This is a genomic window from Streptomyces sp. iso_384 (genome assembly GCF_056172905.1).
This window is the reverse complement of sequence record NZ_JBWBTT010000001.1, coordinates 879,501-899,433: the sequence shown is the minus strand read 5'-3', so window position 1 is coordinate 899,433 and position 19,933 is coordinate 879,501. Positions and strand designations below refer to the sequence as shown.

The window sequence follows — 19,933 nt, the reverse complement described above, 5'->3', positions numbered from 1 at the left end:
CATGCGCACGATGACCTACACGGAGTCCCGCGCGAAGTACGCCGAGACCCTGAGCGCAGTCGTGGACGACCGTGAAGAGGTCGTGGTCACGCGTGCCGGACACGAGCCCGTGGTGATAGTGGCTCTCGACGAGTACGAGTCCCTCAAGGAGACCGCGTACCAGCTCCGGAGCCCGGAGAACGCCCGTCGGCTGCTGGCTTCGATCGACCGGCTGGAGAGCGGCGGCGGCACGGTGCGGGAGCTCGCGGAGTGAAGTTCGTGTGGGACCGGTCACCGTGGGACGACTACGTCTGGTGGCAGAACCAGGATCGCAAGATCCTCAAGAGGATCAACACGCTGCTCCAGGACATCGCCCGGAACGGCAACGAAGGAATGGGCAAGCCGGAATCCCTGAAGCACGGCTTCCACGGGTACTGGTCCCGCCGCATCACCGACGAGCACCGGCTCATCTACAAAGTGGTCGACGACGAGGTCCGCATCGCCGCCTGCCGCTACCACTACGGCCACTGACCCCTACCGCACCCCCGCTCCCCGCCCCGCCCGCTCCACCAGCAGCCAGCCGCCCAGGGTCATCGCCACTGCGGCCGGGGCGCTGACCGGGATCGCGATCAGCAGGGCCGTGCGGCCGTCCAGCAGGCCGTTGAAGCCGACCATGGACAGGCCCAGCACGCCGAGCAGGCAGAGCGTCGCGCCGAGTGCCGCGAGGGGGCCGTGGCCCTGGGCGGGCAGGGCGGGGGCCGGGCGTTCGAAGGTGCGGAAGGCCGCCACGAGTCCGGCGGTGAGGGCCGCCGCGAGGGCGATCCGCAGCGGGACCTGGGCCCACCAGGCGGCCGACGCGGGCTCGGGCAGCGGGACGTCGAGGGCGAGCATGGCCCCGTACACGCCGAACATCGCCGTGAGGTGCCAGAGGAACGCGGTCATCGCGACCCCGTTGGCCGCCACCACCGTGCGCCAGAGGCGGGGTCGCTCCAGCAGGCGGGCGGCCGGGGCGCGGAGCAGTTCGACCGCGCCGACGAGCCAGAGGCCGTGGGCCAGCAGGGCGAGGGTGGGCGGGGCCATGTTGCTGACCTTCTCGCCGGGCATCCCGACCATGGACAGCGGGTACGGCCCGAACGCCACCAGCGCGCAGGCGGTGACCAGACCGCCGGCGGCGAGCAGGGCGGGGCGGCGCAGGCGGAGGTGGCCGTCGGCGCGCAGGAAGCCGAGCTGGTGGACCGCCAGCCAGACGAACGCGAAGTTCAGGAACTCGACGTACGGCACTCCGGCGGCGAACCGGAGGACGTCCACGGCGGCGGCCGCGCCCGCCAGTGCGGCGAACGCCCCCCAGCCGTACCGCTCGTGCAGCTTCAGCAGCGGCGGGGCGAACGCGACCATCGCCAGGTAGATCCCGATGAACCACAGCGGCTGGGTCACCATGCGCAGGGTGACGCCGGTCAGCCCGCCGCCCCCGCCGAGGAGTTGGACCAGCAGCGCGGCCATGCCCCACACCAGGACGAAGACCGTGGTCGGCCGCAGCAGCCGCTGGAGCCGGGCGCGCAGGAACGCGGCGTAGACGGAGTCCGGGGAGCGCCCCGCCGCGGCCTCCGGGCGCTTGCGGAGCAGGGAGCGGTAGGACAGCGCGTGGGAGAAGCCGCCGACGAAGAAGAACACCGGCATGACCTGGAGCAGCCAGGTCAGCGGCTGGAGCGCGGGGACGACGGCGAGCAGATTGCCGACCCCGTCCGGGGTGACGGCGGCCATCAGCCAGTGGCCGAGCACGACCGCGGCGAGCGAGGCGACCCGCAGGAGGTCGACGTAACGGTCCCGGGTGGCGGGGGTTGCCCTGGCCAGTTCACGAACACTTGATCCCATGGACTCAACGTCGCGCGCGCCGGGTGGGGTGCGGCAGGGTGCGCGTACTCAATTCGGCGTCTGAGTAGCCGAGTCGGCGAACGAGCCGGCTCAAAAAGCGTCAGGAAGAGGCAGAAAACGCTGAAATGACTCCGAAGCGTCCTACTGCGTAGTAGATCTGGACAGGGCGGTCGTTGACGAGTAAAACAAGCACAAAATCTGCTCTTCGGCAGGCACACCGGCGGCCCCTCGGCGATCTGCCGCGACGCCTGCCGTTCCCGAGAACCGGAGTACCGACACCGTGCGGTTTTCTCGCCACTTCGCCCCTGTCGCCCTGCTCGGCGTGCTCGCCCTGACAGGGTGCGAGGACAGCACCCCGACCGACGACAGCGCCCCGGCGGCCCCGTCCGCCACCACGCCGACCGCTTCGGCCACCCCCACGGCCACGCCCTCCCCCACGCCCACCGCGACCGTCGCGCCCGATCCGGTCGTGCCGGCACTGCACAGCCGGACCTACGAGGAGGCGCGGGCGGAGTTCGCCCGCCAGGACATATCCACCGCCCGCCTGAAGGCCGCCGCCCAGCACAAGGACGTCACCCTCCCGCAGAACCACGACGGCTGGTACATCTGCGACACCAGCCCAGGGCGCGGCACCCGGCTCACCGCCGACGCCACGGTCACCGTCCGGCTCGCGAAGGACTTCAGCGACTGCACGACCAGCTTCCACGGCTATCTGCACCAGAAGAACGACCCGGCCCACGTCCCGCCCAGGACCGCCGCCCCGAAGCCGGAGCCCACCGCCACCCGGGCTCCCGCCCCGGCCCCCACGAAGGCCACGCCGAAGCCCGCGGGCGGCTCGATGATCACCTGCTCCGACGGCAAGCCGGGGTACGCCTGCACCTCCAACGGCCACCCCGTCGTCGACGGCCAGTTCTGCGCGAAGGCCGACCGCGGCCGCACCCTCATGGCCACCAACAGGACGATGGTCACCTGCTCCTACGACCCCAGCATCACGCCCTACCGCTGGCAGTGACTCACGAGGCCGCCGTGGCCCCCGGCGCCGGCGACACCGCCACGCGCGCCTCGCGGCACGTTCCGGAGGCCATCAGCGCGTCGGCCACCTTGCGGGCCGCCGCCTCGTCCTCCACCAGGAACGCCGTCGTCGGCCCGGACCCGGAGACCAGCGCGGCCAGGGCCCCCGCCCCCGTGCCCGCGGCCAGGGTGTCGGCGAGGGAGGGGCGCAGGGAGAGCGCGGCGGGCTGGAGGTCGTTGCTCAGGGCGCCCGCGAGTGCGCCGGAGTCGCCGGAGCGCAGGGCGGCCAGGAGGGCGGGCGAGGCGGTGGGTCCGGGGACCTCCGCATCGGCCGTGAGGCGGTCGAACTCGCCGTAGACGGCGGGTGTGGAGAGGCCGCCGTCCGCCACGGCGAAGACCCAGTGGAAGGTCCCGCCGACCTCGATCGGGGTCAGGTTCTCGCCGCGTCCGGTGCCGAGCGCCGCCCCGCCGACCAGGCTGAACGGCACATCGCTGCCCAGCTCGGCGCAGATGGCCAACAACTCGTCGCGGCTCGCGCCCGTTCCCCACAGGGCGTCGCAGGCGACCAGGGCGGCCGCCCCGTCGGCGCTGCCGCCGGCCATGCCGCCCGCCACCGGAATGTCCTTGGCGATGTGGAGGTGGACGGCGGGGTCGATGCCGTGCCGCCCGGCGAGCGCGAGGGCGGCGCGGGCGGCGAGGTTGGTGGTGTCCAGCGGGACCTGCGCGGCGTCCGGTCCCGAGCAGGTGATGCGCAGCTCGTCGGCGGGGGTCGCGGTGACCTCGTCGTACAGGCCGACGGCGAGGAAGACGTTGGCCAGGTCGTGGAAGCCGTCCGGCCGGGCGGCGCCCACGGCGAGCTGGACGTTGACCTTGGCGGGGACGCGGACGGTGACAGCGCCGCTCACAGGACCCACAGCACTCACAGGGACACCTCCGGCTTGTTCTCCGCGATGGCCGCGAACTCCTCCACCGTCAGCGCCTCGCCGCGCGCCTGCGGCGAGATCCCGGCGGCGACGAGCGCGGCCTCGGCGGCGGGTGCGGAGCCGGCCCAGCCGGACAGGGCGGCGCGCAGCGTCTTGCGGCGCTGGGCGAAGGCCGCGTCCACGACCGCGAAGACCTCGGCGCGGCTCGCGGTGGTGGCGATGGGCTCGGTGCGCCGGACGAGCGAGACGAGGCCGGAGTCGACGTTCGGGGCGGGCCAGAAGACGGTGCGGCCGATGGACCCGGCGCGCTTGACGTCCGCGTACCAGTTGGCCTTCACCGACGGCACGCCGTAGACCTTGTTGCCCGGCCGGGCGGCGAGCCGGTCGGCGACCTCGGCCTGGACCATGACGAGGGTCCGCTCGATGCTGGGGAAGCGCTCCAGCATGGTGAGCAGGACGGGCACGGCCACGTTGTACGGAAGGTTCGCGACGAGCGCGGTGGGCGCGGGGCCCGGCAGCTCGGTGACCAGCATCGCGTCGGAGTGCACCAGGGCGAAGCGGTCGGCGCGCCCCGGCATCCGGGCCTGGACCGTGGCGGGCAGGGCGGCCGCGAGCACGTCGTCGATCTCGACCGCGATCACCCGGTCCGCCGCCTCCAGCAGCGCCAGGGTCAGCGAGCCGAGCCCGGGGCCGACCTCGACGACCACGTCGTCCGGGCGGACCTCGGCCGTGCGCACGATCCGGCGGACGGTGTTGGCGTCGATGACGAAGTTCTGACCGCGCTGCTTGGTGGGGCGGACCCCCAGCTCGGCGGCCAGGTCGCGGATGTCTGCGGGGCCCAGGAGGGCGTCGGGCTCTGTGCTGCTCACCCGGTAAGCCTACGGCCGCAGTGCGGCCACGGACTCGCCCCCCGCTGCACGTACAGCTTCTTCGCCCGGTACGTCTGCTCGGCGGCGGGTGCGTCCTGGGGCCGGCCGCTGCCGCCGAGCGACTGCCAGGTCCCGGTGTCGAACTGGTACAGCCCGCCGTACGTGCCGCTCGGGTCGACCGCCCCGGGCCGCCCGCCGGACTCGCAGGCGGCGAGCGCGGACCAGTTCAGCCCGTCCGCCCCGGCGACGGAGCCGGGCCGCTGCCGGGTGCCGGTGCGCACGACGCGGCTCACCGGCCGGTGCACCAGTTCCTCGGCGGCCCTGCGCGGCTTCTGCCGGACGCCGTTGACGGTCCGTACCGCGTACGTGACCCGGCGCACGCCGTTGCGGCCCGCCCGCTCGACGACCTCGGTGCCCCGGAACAGCTCGGGGTCCTCGCTCCGTTCGACGGCGTACGGGACGGTCTCCTCGCGCACCTCGCGGGTGTCGGTGATCCGCATGACGGAGATCGTCTGGCCGTCGCGCGGGAAGTGCCCGGGGTCGACGGAGGTGGTGTCGTGGCCGTGCAGGGTGATGCCCGCCTGGGCGAGGGCCTCGCGGACGGTGGCGGCGTTGGTGCGCAGGGTGCGTTCCTGGCCGTCGGCCATGAAGGTCACGGTGCGTTCGGTGCGGACGGTGAGGGTCAGGCCGGTGCGGGCGATCCGTGCGGATCGGGCGGCGGAGAGGTGCGCCCCCTCGGCGCGGATCCCGAGCTCGCGCAGCGCCCCCGCCACGGTGTCGGCGGTCGTCCAGACCTGGCGGCGGACGCCGTCGAGGGTGAGGGTGACGGGCCGCCCGTGGCGGACGACGACCTCGTCACCGTGGTCGAGGGCGGCGCCGGGGGCCGGGGCGACGACGTCGTGCGCGCCGACGGTGACGCCCTCCTCCGCCAGGAGCTCGGTGACGTCGTCGGCGAAGGTGTGCAGGGTCCGGGGCGCGCCGTCGACCTCCAGCCGGACCGCCTTGTCCTGGGCGACGAACGCGGTGGTACCGCCGGCCAGGAACGCGACGACGAGGGCCTTCGGTACGAGGCGTCTCAGGTTCTCGGGGCCGGCGACGAGCCTCCGGCGGCGCTTGGCGGCCCGCCGGGCGTCGGCACGGGTGGGGCCCTGCCGGGGCACCACGGGCGGCGGCCCGGCGAGCGGGGTGTCGACGACCGTCGGGGCGTGGGCGGCGGGGGCGGGGGCGACGGCCCGGGCGTGGGCGGGGCCCGCCGTCCCCACCCCGTCGGCCAGGGTCAGCTGCTCATGGAACGCGCCGACGCGCCTGTCCCGCGCAGTACTCACGCCGCTGTCCTGCGAAATCCTCACGCCGCTCCCGAAGATCAGCCCGCTGCCGGAGATCCGCCCACTGCCACCCCGTCGTGCGCGGGGACGATAGCGGAGCTCCGGTGACTCTCCAAAGCGACACGGCTACGCACGGTGTTCGACCGGGGTCAGAAGTCGAACGCCCGCGCGGTGTTGTCGTAGATCGCGGCGGCCAGCACGTCCTCGTCCAGGCCCTTCACCTCGGCCATGGCGCGGAGCGTGACCGGAATGAGGTACGGCGCGTTGGGCCGTCCGCGGTAGGGGGCGGGGGTGAGGAAAGGGGCGTCCGTCTCGACGAGGACCAGCTCGGCCGGGGCTACGGCCAGCGCGTCCCGCAGCGGCTGGGCGTTCTTGAAGGTCACGTTGCCCGCGAAGGACATGAAGTACCCGGCCCGCGCACAGATCCGGGCCATCTCGGCGTCGCCGGAGTAGCAGTGGAACACGGTCCGCTCGGGTGCGCCCGCGTCCGCCAGCACCCGCAGCACGTCCGCGTGCGCGTCCCGGTCGTGGATGACCAGGGCCTTGCCGTGCCGCTTGGCGATCTCGATGTGGGCCCGGAAGGACTCCTCCTGGGCCGCGACGCCCTCGGGGCCCGTACGGAAGAAGTCCAGGCCCGTCTCGCCGACCCCGCGCACCTGGTCGAGGGCGGCCAGCGCGTCGATCTCCGCCAGCGCCTCGTCCAGGGCCGCCTTGCCGCCGGGCTCCCGCACCCCCTGCCGCGCGGTGCCGTCCGGATCGCCGTGGACGATGCGCGGGGCCTCGTTGGGGTGCAGGGCCACCGAGGCGTGGACGGCGGGGTGGGCGGCGGCGGTGTCGGCGGCCCAGCGGGAGCCGGCCACGTCGCAGCCCACCTGGACGACGGCTCTCACGTTCACCGCGGCGGCCCGGGCGAGGGCCTCCTCGACGGTGGCGTCCTGCATGTCCAGGTGGGTGTGGGAGTCGGCGACCGGCACCCGCAGGGGCTCGGGCAGCGGCGGGGCTTCGGTACGGCTCATGCCGACGACTCTACGAGGGCCCCGCGCCCGTACGGCGTCGGCCTCCGGCGCACCGGAGCAGGTTCACCCGCACCGGAAGGGGTGTCGCCCGCGCCGGAAGGGGTGTCACCTGCGCTGGAAGGGGTGGAGCAGGTCGGACAGCCGCCAGTGGCGGTCCGGGGCGGCGGCGGTCGACACCGTACGGTCCTTCGTGACGGTCTCCGCGGCCTGCGGCATCTGCTGCTTCCGCAGCAGTTCCTGGACGCCGGCGACCCGCCCCGCCCGCATGATGCGCACCACGTGTCCACCACAGTTGGTGCAGGTCGGCGTGGAGAGCGGGGACGGCACACGCTCACCGTCCGCCGTGTAGACGACGAACGCGTGCCCGTGGACATCGACGTGGTGCTGTATCTCGTAGGACTGCTCCCAGCCGTACCCGCACTTCATGCAGGCGAAGGCATATGCCTCGTGGACAGTGGTCGCTGCGATCTCGCTCATTCCTGTTCCTCCTGGCCGCCGGTCAAGCGCTCCGGGGACGGGCGGCCCGCACGAGGGGTTCGAACAGGTGGCCCGTCCCTTCCAGTGGACACCTGCGCCCGGACGGACGCACCAGCCCAGAGGCATTGTTGATGCGTTCTTGGCCTCCTTTTGCCGCCCTTTGCCGCCGCATGGCGCAGGACAGGCCCACGGCAGGACAGCACGTGACCACCGGGCCACCGAGCGCCCCCGAGCGCGCCCTGCTCCGATCGTGAACGCGCCCGCGCACCACCCCCGCCCACGCCCTCCCCCTTCCCTGAATTCCCGGGCTTTCACCCCGCCCGCACCCCATGAATTCATCATTCAATTGAATACGCGATTTACCCGGATGCCCGTCCCCGATTTGCGACGCCCGCATTCCTCCTTTTCACTCATTACGTCCACCCCATTTCCCACAGGACGGGGAACAACCCATGTTCACCACGGACACCACTGCCACCGACATCGAGCTCGACCTCGACGCCGCTCTCAACCCCGGCGAGGTCGAAGGTCTGTACCGCGACTCCCGCGAGTGCGCCTACCTCGCGCTTCTCGCAGGCGGCGGCGCCCTGCTGCTCTCCCCGCCGACCCCGCGCCCGAAGAAGGGCTAGTCGCCGGCACATGGACCAGACACATGCTTCGTCGCCCCTGGCGGGTGCCGTGCATGACCTGGCAACAGAGGTGGTCCTCGCTCTTCGGAGCGGGGACCACCTCGCCACGGTGTGCGGCGCGGCGGGAATCGACGAGGAGAACCGGACCGGAATCGCCGCGGCACGGGTCATCGGGGCCGACCTGCTGCTGCCCAGTGTTCTTCACGGACGTCATCCGCATCCGGGTGATATCGCCGTACTCGACCGGGCGGCGCGGGAATTCCCGCCCAAGCCCGACGCCCCGGCGGCCACGGCCTGGAGCCACTGGCACATGATCTCCACGCTCCAGCGGATGGCGCCGCCTCCGGCGGGAGCGGGCGCCCCCGGAACGACGTACGCGGAGCCCGACGCCTCCTGGCTGGAGGAGGCCCCCTGGCAGGCCTTCACCCACCAGCTCTCGGTGCTCGCGCCGCTCGCCGTCCCGGCCGCCCCCTCGGCCGTGCGGCGGGCCGCGGCGAACCGGGCCGTCGACCTGGCCCGCGGCTTCGTCCGTGCGGTGCGGCGGCGCGACTGGCTCCAGGCGGCGGGCGCGGGCCGCTGGCTCGCGGCGATCGGCGGCGAACCGGCGACGCTGGGCCTGGAGCGCGGCCTCGACTTCGTCGAGCTGATGGGCGGCCACGACCCCCGGGTCACCCTGCACGTCCGGGCCGCCCGGCTGATGGCCGAGGCGAGGGCACGGTGACGACGACCGCCACACAGGACCGCCCCGGGCCGGAAAGCCGCCCGGGGCCGGGCCGGTCCTCCGGCGCCGCGCTCACCGTCCTCCCCGACGTCCTGCGCTCCGCCCTCGCCTGGACCGACGCGCACCGGAGCGACTTCGCGCTCCCCGGCGACGTCCTGGAACCCCACACCCAGGTCAACGCCACGCTCAAACCGCTCGGCGAGCTGGCCCAGCTCGGCTCCACGATCCGCCGCACCACCGTCCCCGGCACCCCGGAACACGAGCTGGCCGGTGACCTCGTCGCGTACGCCTGGGACCAGGTGGCGGCGGGCGAACTCCTCCTGGAGCTGCTGCGCGCCGAGCCGTTCGCCGCCTACCCGTACGAGATCTACGCCGCCTTCGCCGGGTACGGGCTGCGCCACGAGGGGTTCGAGGCGCTGGCCCGCCCGCTGACCGCGACCCGCGCCTGGGCCCACACCGAGCAGCACGCCAACCGGCAGCTGGGCCTGGTCAACGCCGAACGGCGGGTCGGCGTGGTGACCCACACCGACGCGGGCGCGGTCCTGTCCCGGACCTGGCTCGGCGGACTGTCGGAGCCGTGGATGTTCGAGGGCCCGTCCGGCTACGCGCTCACCCACACCGTCTTCCACCTCACGGACTGGGGCCGGATGCCGGACCGGGTGCCGGAGAGGATCGACGGCTATCTGCGGACCTGGCTGCCCGCCTGGGCGGACGGCTGTCTGGAGAGCGGTCAGTGGGACCTGACGGGCGAACTGCTGGCGGTGGCGGCCTCGCTGCCGGGCCCGGCGCCGGAACCGCTGCTGGACGCGGTGTGGCCGGTGCTCGCCGACGTACAGCACCCGACCGGCTGCGTCCCGGAGACCGGCCCGCCGGCGCAGGACACGACCGCGCCGGACCCGTACCCCTTCATCGACTGCTACCACTCCACGCTCGTCACGGCCTTCGCCGCGGCCCTGTCCCTGAGGTCTCTGCGGTCGCCGGGGCAGACGGACGGGTCCGCGCCCGGCCGGGAAAGGCGCACCGCATGAGCAGCGGCATCCAGCAGATCCACGACGTCGGGGCGAAGGCCCTGGGCTGGCTGTACGAACACCGGGAGGGGTTCCGGCTGGAGGCCGACCCGTCGCCGGAGGCGGGGATGCTGGACCGGTTCAAGCCGCTGGGCGAACTGGCGCTGATCGGCAAGGTCATCTTCCGCGAGGGCGTGGCCGGCTCACAGCAGTCCTCGCTCGCCCACAAGCTGCTGGACCACGCCTGGCACGAGCTGCTGGACTCCGGGGGCCGGCTGCTGGAGGGCCAGCGGCGCGAACCGCTCTCGCCGGTGCCGCTGGAGGTCTACGTACCGTTCCGGGAGCTGGGCTACCGGCAGCCGGACCTGGAGTCCGCGATCCGCCTCAACCACCGGCTCGCCAGCTGGGCGGCGCTGGAGGTGCTGCCGGTGCGACGGCTCGGGCTGAGCGCGATCGAGCGGCGGTTCGGGGTGGAGCCGAGTCTTCCGGAGACGGCGGCGCTGGCGCACACCTGGCTGGCGCGGCGGCCCGAGCCGTGGACGGCCGAGGGCCATATCGGCTACGACATCACGCACACGGTGTTCCACCTCACCGACTGGGGCGAGAAGCCGGCCGGGCTGCCGGCCGACATCGCGGAGTATCTGGCCCTCTGGCTGCCGGTCTGGCTGGACGACTGGCTGGACCTGAAACGCTGGGACCTGCTGGGCGAACTGCTGGTGGTCGACGCCTGTCTGCCCGAACCGACGCTGGACCCGGCGGCCTGGCAGGGCTTCGCGCAGGCCCAGCAGCCGGACGGGGCGATGCCGGTGGTGGGCGGGATGCCGGAGGGCGACGAGGAGTCGGTGTTCGACCTCGTCTACCACCCGACGCTGGTCGCCGCGTTCGCCTCGGCGCTCGCGATGTCCCGCGCCCTGTCCGGCCTCTCCGCCGCACCGGCCCCGGCATGACCGGCACGACGGCGGTCCGCGTGAACGCCATCGCCGCCTCGGCCACCGCCCGCCTCCTGGCCGAGGCGGCGCGGGCCGTCGACGCGCCGGACCTGGTGCTCGCGGTCAGCCGGAACGGCGTGCGCACCGTCCACACCGGCGGAAGCGCGGAGCCGGGCCCCGTCGCCCGCGAGCATCTGGCGTACGAGCTGGGCTCGGCGTCGAAGCCGTACGCGGGGCTGCTGCTGGCCCGGCTGGTGGCGCAGGGCCGGGTGCGGTACGAGGACCGGGCGGCGGATCTGCTGGCCCCGGGCTTCCCGGTGCACCCGGCGGTGCGCCGGATCACCCTGCGCCATCTGCTCACCCACACCTCGGGGCTGCCGGGCCTGCCCACCGACTTCTACCCGCAGGCGGTGCCCCGCTGGTCGACCGACCCGTACGGCGGCTACCCGGCCGACCGGGTGGTCCGGGCCTTCCTGCGGGCCCGCCCGCGCCACCTCCCCGGCACCCGCTGGCGCTACTCGAACTTCGCCGTCTCGGTCCTCGGCCACACCCTGGCGGCGGCCACGGGCACGCCGTGGGAGGTTCTGCTGCACCAGCAGGTGCTGGCCCCGCTCGGCCTGGAAGCGACCCGGGTGCGCCCGGGCCCGGAGACCGCGGAGGCGGTGGGTCACCGACGCGACGGCACGCCGGTGCCCGCGCTGGACACCGGCGGCTTCACGGCGGCGGGCGCGGTCCGGGCGACACCGCTGGACCTGCTGACGTTCCTGGAGGCGCATGTGGGCCTGGGGGCGCATGCGGGCCTTGAGGCGCATGCGGGCGGGCCCGAGCCGACGGACGCGCGGCGGAGCGGCCCGGAGCTGACGGGCCCCGCGCTGGCCGGGCCGCTCGCCGAGGTCCGGCGCCCCGTGCTGCGGCGCGGCTGGCGGCACGCGCACACCCACACCCTCACGTGGTTCCACCACCCGTCGCCGTACGGCCCGGTCCTCTTCCACGCCGGGGCGACGCTCGGCCAGCAGGCGTTCCTGGGGTTCCGCCCCGACACGGGCCTGGCGGTCGCCGCGACCGCGACGCGGCGGGTGCACCGGGGTGACACGTTCGTGGCGACGGCGTACGGACTCCTGACGGAAACGCCGTAGGACCGGGCGGTACGGCTACGGCTTCGGCGGGGCCTTCTCCGCGTTCTTGGCGGCCACCACCGCGTCGAACACCTCCCGCTTCGGCAGCCCGGCAGCGGCGGCGACGGCGGCGATGGCCTCCTTGCGCCGCTCCCCCGCCTCCTCCCGCACCCGCACGCGCCGCACCAGCTCGTCGGCGTCGAGGTCCCCGGGGCCGGTATCCGCCGCCCCCTCCACCACGACGGTGATCTCGCCACGCACCCCGTCCTCCGCCCACACGGCCAGCTCACCGAGCGGACCGCGCTTGACCTCCTCGTACGTCTTGGTCAGCTCGCGGCACACGGCGGCGCGGCGCTCGGCGCCGAAGACCTCGGCCATGGCGGCGAGGGTGTCGTCGAGCCGGTGCGGGGCCTCGAAGAAGACCATGGTGCGCCGCTCGTCCCCGACCTCGCGGAGTTTGGAGAGCCGTTCACCGGCCTTGCGCGGCAGAAACCCCTCGAAGCAGAAACGGTCGACGGGCAGCCCGGACAGCGCCAGGGCGGTCAGCACGGCGGACGGCCCCGGGACGGCGGTGACCCGGATGTCCTTCTCCACCGCGGCGGCGACGAGCCGGTAGCCGGGGTCGGAGACGGACGGCATCCCCGCATCCGTGACGAGCAGCACGCGAGCGCCGCCGGCCAGGGCTTCCACCAGCTCCGGGGTACGGGCTGACTCGTTCCCCTCGAAGTAGGAGACGACACGCCCCGAGGTGTGGATGCCGAGCGCCTGGGTGAGGCGGCGCAGCCGCCGGGTGTCCTCGGCGGCGACGACGTCGGCCCGCTCCAGTTCGGCGGCGAGGCGCGGCGGGGCGTCCGCCACGTCACCGATGGGGGTTCCTGCGAGCACGAGCGTTCCAGTCGTTCCAGTCACATCAGCCATCCTCGCAGCACGGGCAGCGCCCTTCGCACAGATGCGTTCCCTACGATGGCGCGGTGACGAGTACCGCATCCGCGACCCAGCGGGGCCAAGACGCCGGGGACCCGCTCGGCGAACAACCGACCTCCTGGCAACGGCGGCTGCGCCGCTTCGGCCATGTTCCGCGCCCGGAGACCTCTCTCCGCGACCGGCTGGACCCGCCGTACACCCGGCCGGGACGGCAGGTGTGGTCGGTGCTCGCGATCTCGCCGCGGGTGGCGGACCGCCTGGTGCGGTGGTCCGGCTGGGGCGGCCCGCTGCTGGTGACGCTCGTCGCGGGCCTGCTGCGCTTCTGGAAGCTGGACCAGCCGCACGCGGTGATATTCGACGAGACGTACTACGCGAAGGACGCGTGGGCGCTGGTCAACCAGGGGTACGAGGGGTCCTGGCCCAAGGACGTCGACAAGCAGATCCTGAACGACCCGTCCTCCGTGCCGATCCCGACCGACCCGGGCTATGTGGTGCATCCGCCGGTCGGCAAGTGGATCATCGGCTTCGGTGAGCAGCTGTTCGGCTTCACGCCGTTCGGCTGGCGGTTCATGGTGGCGGTGCTCGGCACGCTCTCCGTCCTCCTCCTCTGCCGGATCGGCCGGCGGCTGTTCCGCTCCACGTTCCTGGGCTGTCTGGCGGGCCTGCTGCTCGCGGTGGACGGGCTGCACTTCGTGATGAGCCGGACCGCGCTGCTGGACCTGATCGTCATGTTCTTCGTGCTGGCCGCGTTCGGCTGCCTGGTGGTGGACCGGGATCACGCCCGGCGCAGACTCTCCGACGCGCTGCCGGTGGACGAGGAGGGCGTCCTGCGCCCGGACGCCCGGATCGCGGAGACCCTGCGCCTGGGGTGGCGACCGTGGCGGCTGGCGGCGGGCGTGATGCTGGGCCTGGCGTTCGCCACGAAGTGGAACGGCCTCTACGTCCTGGCCGCGTTCGGCCTGATGACGGTGTTGTGGGACGTGGGGGCGCGGCGTACAGCAGGGGCTGTCCACCCGTACCAGGCGGTGCTGCGCCGCGACCTGATCCCCGCGTTCTTCTCCACGGTGCCGGTGGCGATCGTCACGTACATCGTGTCCTGGACCGGCTGGATCGTCACGGACAAGGGCTACTACCGCAACTGGGCGGCCACCGAGGGCAAGAACTCCTCCTGGAACTGGCTGCCGGACTGGCTGCGCAGCCTGTGGCACTACGAGAACCAGGTGTACGACTTCCACGTCGGCCTGACCTCGGGACACACCTACGAGTCCAACCCCTGGAGCTGGCTCGTCCTCGGCCGCCCCGTCTCGTACTTCTACGAGGAACAGACGGGCTGCAAGGAGTCGTCGACGGGCAAGTGCGCCGCCGAGGTCCTGGCCATCGGCACCCCGCTGCTGTGGTGGCTGGCGTGCTTCGCGCTCGCGTACGTGGTGTGGCGCTGGTTCTTCCGCCGCGACTGGCGGGCGGGCGCGATCGCCTGCGGTGTGGTGGCGGGCTGGCTGCCCTGGTTCTTCTACCAGGAGCGCACGATCTTCCTCTTCTACGCGGTGGTGTTCGTCCCGTTCCTCTGTCTGGCCGTGACGATGATGCTGGGCGCGATCGTGGGCCCGGCGACGGACACGGGCACCCGCGCCGAACTGGGCCTCACCTCCCACGACCCCACCGGCGAACGCCGCCGCACGCTGGGGGCGATCGCGGTGGGCGTGCTGGTGCTCCTGATCATCTGGAACTTCATCTACTTCTGGCCGCTGTTCACGGGGACGCAGATCCCGGAGGACCTGTGGCGGGACCGGATGTGGCTGGACACGTGGGTGTAGGCGAAACAGGTGTGACGGGGACGTACGGGAGGGTCCGGCGCATGCGCCGGGCCCTCCCGGCTGCCCGTCGAGTCCTCAGCCACCTCGGCTACCACCGGATCCGGCCCTGCTGCGGCGACGAGGCAGGGCCTTCCCCCAGAGCCTCAGTCCGACAAGGGACACGATCATCGCCCCTCCGGCCACGGTCACCGGTTCCGGATCAGAGTCGCCGTTGCCGCGCCAGAACGATCGCGGCCACCACCGGCAGCGTCAGGAAGAGCAGCGCGCCCCCGCCCGACATCCATGCCAGTAGGGCCGCACCGCCGCCTCCGACATCGGCTTCACGGGCAACCACCTGTGGGTCGTCCGCCTCGTACCGAACAGTCAGGGAGGCGCCCACGGGCTCCTTGCCGCCTCCGCTGCCCACCGGAAGATCGGCCACCACGGTCCGCCCAGCGGCCTCGAACGTCACCTTGCACTGGCCCGCCATACAGCTGCCGCTGGTGTGCAAGGTCGCCTGAGCCCGCTCGCCGCCCTGGAGGGAGCGCAGGTGCTGAGCTGCCGGAAACATCACCAACGCCGACAGCGAGCCGAGCAGCAGCCCGAGGGACAGCGACAGGAGGAGGGACACGCGAGGCCCCAGGGTGCTCGCGCCGCCGCCGGCCGCGACCACGTTCGCCGCGGGGCGCGCCACCGTCGCGCCCCCGTTCTCTTCGCCGTCCACCTGGCTCGCCCCCCTGTCCGTCGGCGCCGAGCCGACGTTCGCTCGCTCGAATCCGATTCCTCGTGTCCGAGCAGGTTAGGCGGGTCGCCGAGGTGATTTCAGGGGGTGATGTCGGCACAGCGGACCGGGCCCGGCTGCCTGCTGTCGGCAACTACGGCCCCCTCGCGTACCTTGAGCGCCGTCGCAGTCGAACGGGAGGAACGAGGAACACGGTGAAGGCGTACGACCTGGGGTTCGGCGAGTCCGCGGACGCGTTGTCGGTCCGGCCCGGCAAGAGCGTCGAGATCGATCTGCCCGGGGCCCGCGTCGCCGGGTGGTGCGGCGGTCGTGCGCCCGGTATCGGGACGGCCTCCTGGCCCCGGAGCCCCGTCACCGGGCTGCCGATGGTCCATGTCATCACCCTCGAACTGCCGGAGGACTACCGGCGCAGGGGCGCGGACCTGGTGGCCGTCTCCCTCTTCCAGGCCGACGACCACGTCGCCGAAGACATCGAGGGCGTCGACGAGCTGCTGGCGGGCGCCGAGCCCACCCCGGAGCAGGCCGCCGATCCGTTCCTCGCCGAGGTGATCGCGGCGGCGGCCGCACGCCACCCGCGGCAGCAGGACCTGGAGGACCTCATCGGTGGCGCGCACGCCCTCATCCGGCTCACCGCCGAGGAGTTCGCCGCCCCGCGCGTCGATCCGCCGGCCGACATCCGGCCGGACGGGCTCGGCGACACGTACCGCCGCGGCCAGAACGCCTGGGACGACAGTGCCCCCGAGAGCACGGTGTGGATCGGCGAGCGCACCGGCGACCCGAACACCGGCATCGCCCCGGCGGAGGACGGCGAGGGCGGCTATGTGGAGGCCTGGTCCTCGGACGACGAGGAGCTCGAAGCGTTCTGGTCGTCCGTCGACGGCCTCTCGCACCTCGGCGGAACGGTGATGCCCTGCCAGGGGCTGCCGGAGGGGCTGACGCCGTACGTCCTCGAGCTGGAGGACGGCGTCGGCGGGGTCAACTTCGGTGGCGGCAACGCGCAGATCGACCTGGAGTCGGGCGTCTTCGACTGGGCGCAGTAGCGGGCGCGGGCTCAGTCTCCCCCGCAGCCGCCGCAGCTCGACCCGCAGCCGGAGCCGCAGCGGTTCCTGTTCCGGTCGTCGTCGCGCCGGGTGCTGCGGGTCGACGAGGTGCGCGGCGGGTTCTTGCGGCGGTCCTCCGCCTCGCGCCTCGCCCGCTCGTCCGCCGCCCGCCGGCGCTCCGCCTCTTCCCGGGCATCGCGGAGCCGCTCGCGCTGCCGGGCGGGGCCGTCCGTCGGTTCCCAGGGGCTCAGCCCGTGGCGCCGGCCCGGGCGGAGCGGGGCGGTGGTCACCGTCGCGGACATCCGGCCCGTGTCCTGGTAGCGGTGATATTCGGCGCAGGCGTATTCGAGGACGACCTCGTCGCCCTCCGCGAGGGTTCCGTACAGCACCGCTTCGAACGGCTCGTGCCTCGGGTCGATGTCGTGGTGCCCGTTCCCCACCCCGTACGCCGAACCGCTGCCCAACAGCCGGGTCATGCTCCGGGTGTCGCGGTTGCGGGGGACGTACGCGATGAGTGGCCGCGCCGTGCGGGTGCGGGCGTCCGCGCAGATCCAGTGACGTCCGTCCGCCCCGGCGCGCACGCCCACGATCAGGGCCGGCTGCTCCTGCTCGTACAGACGCCGCGCCGCCAGACAGGCGAGCTGGCCCCAGCCGCCGAAGGTCGTACCGGCCACGAGGAGCACCAGGCCGATGCGCTGCTGCCCGACGGCGTCGTACGCGATGCCGCCCGAGGTCAGGTCCTCGACCAGGCCGTCGGTCAGGATGCCCGCGGCGACGACGCAGAGCGCCAGCCCGAGGTACACCTGTGCGTGGCCTCGGTAGCCGTCCGATTCCGGGACGCGCTCGGGCAGCGGGAAGCGACGCCTTCCGGCCGATGCGAGGGCCAGGGCCCGCTGCCTGCGGCGGGCCGCCAGCCGCAGGCAGCTTCCCGTGAACGCCATGGCGCAGGCGGTGAGGACGACCAGCCGCCCGGCCGTCGCCGCGCCGCCGGAGGCTCCGGTGGAGGCTGTCGACAGGCCCGTCTCCACGGCCACCTCCACAGCCACGTACAGCGCCGCGGGAACGGCCGCGCCCGGAACGTGCCGGTACCAGAGGGGCAGCACGGTCAGCAGGACCACGCCCGGATACCGCGACCAGTCCGTCCCGTCCCCGGGCCCGCCGCCCCAGACCCCGGCCGCGGCCGCGATCCCGGACAGGAGGACGTACGCCGACGCCACCAGGGCGGCGAGGATCCAGCCGCCCAGGGCCGGGGCGAGCACGGCCGGGACCCCTGTCTTCCGCCACCGTTCGGCCTCGGCCACGGGCCAGACGGCGACCCCGCCGGACAGCCGGGAGACCGTGCCGTTTCCGGCCACGGACCAGGTGACCGAACCGCCGTCGGGCAGGATCTCCGACGGCAGATGCTTGATGTGATACGCCGTCACCGGTCCACCGCCGCGCACCCACACAAGCCCATGCCGCTGCCCATGCCGCACGCCCCCCGACGCTCGCTCCCCCTGCGTTTCCCGCCAGTCTGCCCACGCCGGTCCTCCGCGACACCGCAGAGAGCGCTTTCCAGCCAAGCATTCCGGTCCGGTAACAACGCCCTCACCATCCGCCACAACCCTTTAGGGTTCCTCACAGATGCCCCTTGAACGTGTTCAAGGGACTCTCCTGGGGAGGGGGACTGCGAGATGCGCGGTGGAGCGAAGGTCGCTGTGATCGGCGGAGCGTTCGTCCTGGTGGCCGGCGGGATCGGCTACGGGGCGTACAGCATGCTCGGGGACACGGGCGGCGACGGGGGCGGCGGTACGCAGAGCGCGTCCGAGTCGTCGAAGGTGAAGACAGGGCCGCCGAGCGCGGAGGAGATAGCCGAGACGTCGAAGGGCTTCTTCGACGCGTGGGCGGCCGGGGACGCGTCGGCGGCGGCGCTCCTCACCAACAACGAGTCGGGTGCGGAGCCGGTGCTCGCCTCGTACGGCGAGGACGCCCGCATCGGCAAGGTGAAGATCACCCCGGGCCCGGCGACCGGCACAAAGGTGCCCTACACGGTCAAGGCGACCATCTCCTACGAGGGCACGTCGAAGCCCCTGTCGTACGCCTCGGAGCTGACGGTCGTACGCGGCCTGACGACGGGCAAGGCGCTGGTCGACTGGGCGCCGACGGTCGTGCACCCGCAGTTGACGGAGGGCGCGACGCTGAAGACGGGCGAGTCCTCGACCCCGGCGATCGAGGCCGTCGACCGCAACGGGACGGTGCTGACCAAGGAGAAGTACCCCTCGCTCGGGCCGATCCTGGACACGCTGCGCAAGAAGTACGGTGAAACGTCGGGCGGTTCGGCCGGCATCGAGACCTGGATCGAGCCCGCCGACGAGTCGCAGCCGGACATCAGCCTGGTGACGCTCGCCAAGGGTAAGCCCGGCAAGGTGCAGACGACGCTGGACGCGGGCGCGCAGGCGGCGGCGGAGCGGGCGGTGAAGAAGTTCAGCGAGTCCTCAGTGGTGGCCGTCCAGCCATCCACGGGTGCGATCCGCGCCATCGCCAACAATCGTGTCGACGGCTACAACGCAGCCGTCAGCGGCCAGTTGGCCCCAGGATCCACGATGAAGATCGTGACAGCGGCGATGATCATCCAGAACGGCCTCGGGAACATGAACGCGAAGGTGGAGTGCCCGTCCACGGTGTCATGGGAAGGGGTGACCTTCCACAACCTCAAGGACTTCTCCATCGCCGACGGCACCCTGCGCGAAGCATTCGCACAGTCCTGCAACAGCACCTTCATCAAGCCGATCAAGCCACTCGGCGACCGGGCCGGAACGGCTCTGGGGCAGGAAGCCCGAGACTACTTCGGCCTTGGCCAGAACAACTGGCAGACCGGCATCCCCACCTTCGACGGCAGCATCCCGGAATCCTCGGGGGCCGAGACCGCGGCCTCGTACATCGGGCAGGGCAAAGTACTGATGAGCCCCCTGAACATGGCGTCGGTGACCGCCACGGTGAAGAACGGCGCCTTCTTGCAGCCGTACCTCGTTGCCCGCGAACTGGACAACCGGCCGTTCGCCACCGCTCGCCCGCTGCCGGCGAATACGTCGGAGCAACTGCGGCAGATGATGCGTTACACCGCGACCAGCCCCACTGGCACCGGCACCAAGGCCATGGCAGGCGTCGGGGGCGACAAGGGCGCGAAAACCGGTTCGGCCGAGGTCGACGGGCAGACGTCGAACAGCTGGTTCACCGGTTTCAGCAACGACCTCGCCGCGGCGGCGGTGGTCCAGTCCGGCGGACACGGCGGCGACGCGGCGGGCCCGGTCGTGGCGGAGGTACTGCGCGCGAGCGGCTGAGCCCCGCCCGTCGGGGCCTGACCAGCCGTTGCGCATTCAACACCTCAAACACGCGCGGACAGCGGAGCGCGACGGAATCACCGGGCGATCAAGCATGGTTTTCCGCCGCGCACACCACTGTTTCCGGCCGCGCATCGGCCAGATATAGGGGCATGCGAAAAGTGCACGAATCGAGTGTGACGCAGATCATGGTCCCATTTGAGCAGCTAACCGAAGTGTGACCGCCTTATGCCCCGTGGTG

Annotated in this window: 20 protein-coding genes; 11 read left to right on the top strand and 9 right to left on the bottom strand. The window is 72.8% G+C overall.

What is annotated here, in order from left to right; genetic code table 11:
• The first annotated feature begins 1 nt into the window (after position 1).
• Together AC0VY3_RS04110 and AC0VY3_RS04105 are read left to right on the top strand one after the other, a co-directional pair.
• Positions 2-253 carry a type II toxin-antitoxin system Phd/YefM family antitoxin gene (locus tag AC0VY3_RS04110; protein WP_097869851.1) on the top strand — a complete coding sequence of 84 codons (252 nt, stop codon included), beginning with the start codon at positions 2-4 and terminating at the stop codon, positions 251-253.
• The gene (locus AC0VY3_RS04105; RefSeq protein WP_475548960.1) at positions 250-510 is read left to right on the top strand and encodes a Txe/YoeB family addiction module toxin; all 261 of its coding nucleotides are present in this window, start codon (positions 250-252) and stop codon (positions 508-510) included. The genes AC0VY3_RS04110 and AC0VY3_RS04105 overlap by 4 nt, the downstream gene beginning before the upstream one ends.
• Positions 511-513: 3 nt before the next feature.
• Here the strand turns inward: AC0VY3_RS04105 and AC0VY3_RS04100 are convergent, their stop codons facing one another.
• On the bottom strand, positions 514-1,851 hold the full coding sequence (locus AC0VY3_RS04100; protein ID WP_475548959.1) for an acyltransferase family protein: 1,338 nt from the start codon (positions 1,849-1,851) through the stop codon (positions 514-516).
• A gap of 280 nt (positions 1,852-2,131) precedes the next feature.
• On the opposite strand from AC0VY3_RS04100, the gene AC0VY3_RS04095 reads away from it, so the two are divergent.
• Complete coding sequence (locus AC0VY3_RS04095; RefSeq protein ID WP_475548958.1) at positions 2,132-2,863, top strand: hypothetical protein; 732 nt, start codon at positions 2,132-2,134, stop codon at positions 2,861-2,863.
• A gap of 1 nt (position 2,864) precedes the next feature.
• Here AC0VY3_RS04095 and AC0VY3_RS04090 read toward each other — a convergent pair whose 3' ends face one another.
• From AC0VY3_RS04090 to AC0VY3_RS04070, 5 genes are all read right to left on the bottom strand, one after another.
• Positions 2,865-3,767 carry a 4-(cytidine 5'-diphospho)-2-C-methyl-D-erythritol kinase gene (locus AC0VY3_RS04090; protein WP_475548957.1) on the bottom strand — a complete coding sequence of 301 codons (903 nt, stop codon included), beginning with the start codon at positions 3,765-3,767 and terminating at the stop codon, positions 2,865-2,867.
• A 14-nt stretch (positions 3,768-3,781) separates the two neighbouring features.
• On the bottom strand, positions 3,782-4,654 hold the full coding sequence (gene rsmA, locus AC0VY3_RS04085) for a 16S rRNA (adenine(1518)-N(6)/adenine(1519)-N(6))-dimethyltransferase RsmA (RefSeq protein ID WP_103507140.1): 873 nt from the start codon (positions 4,652-4,654) through the stop codon (positions 3,782-3,784).
• On the bottom strand, positions 4,651-5,979 hold the full coding sequence (locus AC0VY3_RS04080) for a ubiquitin-like domain-containing protein (protein WP_475548956.1): 1,329 nt from the start codon (positions 5,977-5,979) through the stop codon (positions 4,651-4,653). Before AC0VY3_RS04080 ends, rsmA begins: the two co-directional genes overlap by 4 nt.
• A gap of 149 nt (positions 5,980-6,128) precedes the next feature.
• The gene (locus AC0VY3_RS04075; protein WP_475548955.1) at positions 6,129-6,995 is read right to left on the bottom strand and encodes a TatD family hydrolase; all 867 of its coding nucleotides are present in this window, start codon (positions 6,993-6,995) and stop codon (positions 6,129-6,131) included.
• Between the two features lie 105 nt (positions 6,996-7,100).
• Complete coding sequence (locus tag AC0VY3_RS04070; protein WP_475548954.1) at positions 7,101-7,472, bottom strand: hypothetical protein; 372 nt, start codon at positions 7,470-7,472, stop codon at positions 7,101-7,103.
• Between the two features lie 452 nt (positions 7,473-7,924).
• Between AC0VY3_RS04070 and AC0VY3_RS04065 the strand changes: the two genes are divergently transcribed.
• Genes AC0VY3_RS04065 through AC0VY3_RS04045 form a run of 5 tightly spaced genes read left to right on the top strand, consistent with a single transcriptional unit; the run spans position 7,925 to position 11,894 of the window.
• Positions 7,925-8,101 (top strand): hypothetical protein, encoded by a 177-nt coding sequence (locus AC0VY3_RS04065; protein WP_007455151.1) that lies wholly within the window; start codon positions 7,925-7,927, stop codon positions 8,099-8,101.
• Between the two features lie 10 nt (positions 8,102-8,111).
• Complete coding sequence (locus AC0VY3_RS04060) at positions 8,112-8,822, top strand: hypothetical protein (RefSeq protein ID WP_475548953.1); 711 nt, start codon at positions 8,112-8,114, stop codon at positions 8,820-8,822.
• Entirely contained in the window at positions 8,819-9,850 is a 1,032-nt protein-coding gene (locus tag AC0VY3_RS04055) for a DUF6895 family protein (RefSeq protein ID WP_475548952.1), read from the top strand. Before AC0VY3_RS04060 ends, AC0VY3_RS04055 begins: the two co-directional genes overlap by 4 nt.
• Positions 9,847-10,776, top strand: a complete 930-nt coding sequence (locus AC0VY3_RS04050) for a DUF6895 family protein (protein WP_103511355.1) — start codon at positions 9,847-9,849, stop codon at positions 10,774-10,776. The genes AC0VY3_RS04055 and AC0VY3_RS04050 overlap by 4 nt, the downstream gene beginning before the upstream one ends.
• Complete coding sequence (locus AC0VY3_RS04045) at positions 10,773-11,894, top strand: serine hydrolase domain-containing protein (protein WP_475548951.1); 1,122 nt, start codon at positions 10,773-10,775, stop codon at positions 11,892-11,894. The genes AC0VY3_RS04050 and AC0VY3_RS04045 overlap by 4 nt, the downstream gene beginning before the upstream one ends.
• Before the next feature lie 15 nt (positions 11,895-11,909).
• Here AC0VY3_RS04045 and rsmI read toward each other — a convergent pair whose 3' ends face one another.
• Positions 11,910-12,791, bottom strand: coding sequence for a 16S rRNA (cytidine(1402)-2'-O)-methyltransferase (rsmI, locus tag AC0VY3_RS04040; protein WP_219821365.1), 882 nt, complete (start codon positions 12,789-12,791; stop codon positions 11,910-11,912).
• Between the two features lie 53 nt (positions 12,792-12,844).
• On the opposite strand from rsmI, the gene AC0VY3_RS04035 reads away from it, so the two are divergent.
• Positions 12,845-14,611, top strand: coding sequence for a dolichyl-phosphate-mannose--protein mannosyltransferase (locus AC0VY3_RS04035; RefSeq protein ID WP_475548950.1), 1,767 nt, complete (start codon positions 12,845-12,847; stop codon positions 14,609-14,611).
• 199 nt (positions 14,612-14,810) lie between these two features.
• Here AC0VY3_RS04035 and AC0VY3_RS04030 read toward each other — a convergent pair whose 3' ends face one another.
• Positions 14,811-15,314, bottom strand: coding sequence for a hypothetical protein (locus tag AC0VY3_RS04030; RefSeq protein WP_258047320.1), 504 nt, complete (start codon positions 15,312-15,314; stop codon positions 14,811-14,813).
• Positions 15,315-15,526: 212 nt separating this feature from the next.
• On the opposite strand from AC0VY3_RS04030, the gene AC0VY3_RS04025 reads away from it, so the two are divergent.
• Positions 15,527-16,372 carry a hypothetical protein gene (locus AC0VY3_RS04025; RefSeq protein WP_242742486.1) on the top strand — a complete coding sequence of 282 codons (846 nt, stop codon included), beginning with the start codon at positions 15,527-15,529 and terminating at the stop codon, positions 16,370-16,372.
• Positions 16,373-16,383: 11 nt separating this feature from the next.
• On the opposite strand, the gene AC0VY3_RS04020 is transcribed toward AC0VY3_RS04025, so the two are convergent.
• Positions 16,384-17,796: a hypothetical protein gene (locus AC0VY3_RS04020; protein WP_475548949.1), complete on the bottom strand. Its 1,413-nt coding sequence runs from the start codon at positions 17,794-17,796 to the stop codon at positions 16,384-16,386.
• A 249-nt stretch (positions 17,797-18,045) separates the two neighbouring features.
• Here AC0VY3_RS04020 and AC0VY3_RS04015 point away from each other — a divergent pair, with 249 nt between their 5' ends.
• On the top strand, positions 18,046-19,692 hold the full coding sequence (locus AC0VY3_RS04015; RefSeq protein ID WP_475548948.1) for a penicillin-binding transpeptidase domain-containing protein: 1,647 nt from the start codon (positions 18,046-18,048) through the stop codon (positions 19,690-19,692).
• Positions 19,693-19,933 lie beyond the last annotated feature (241 nt).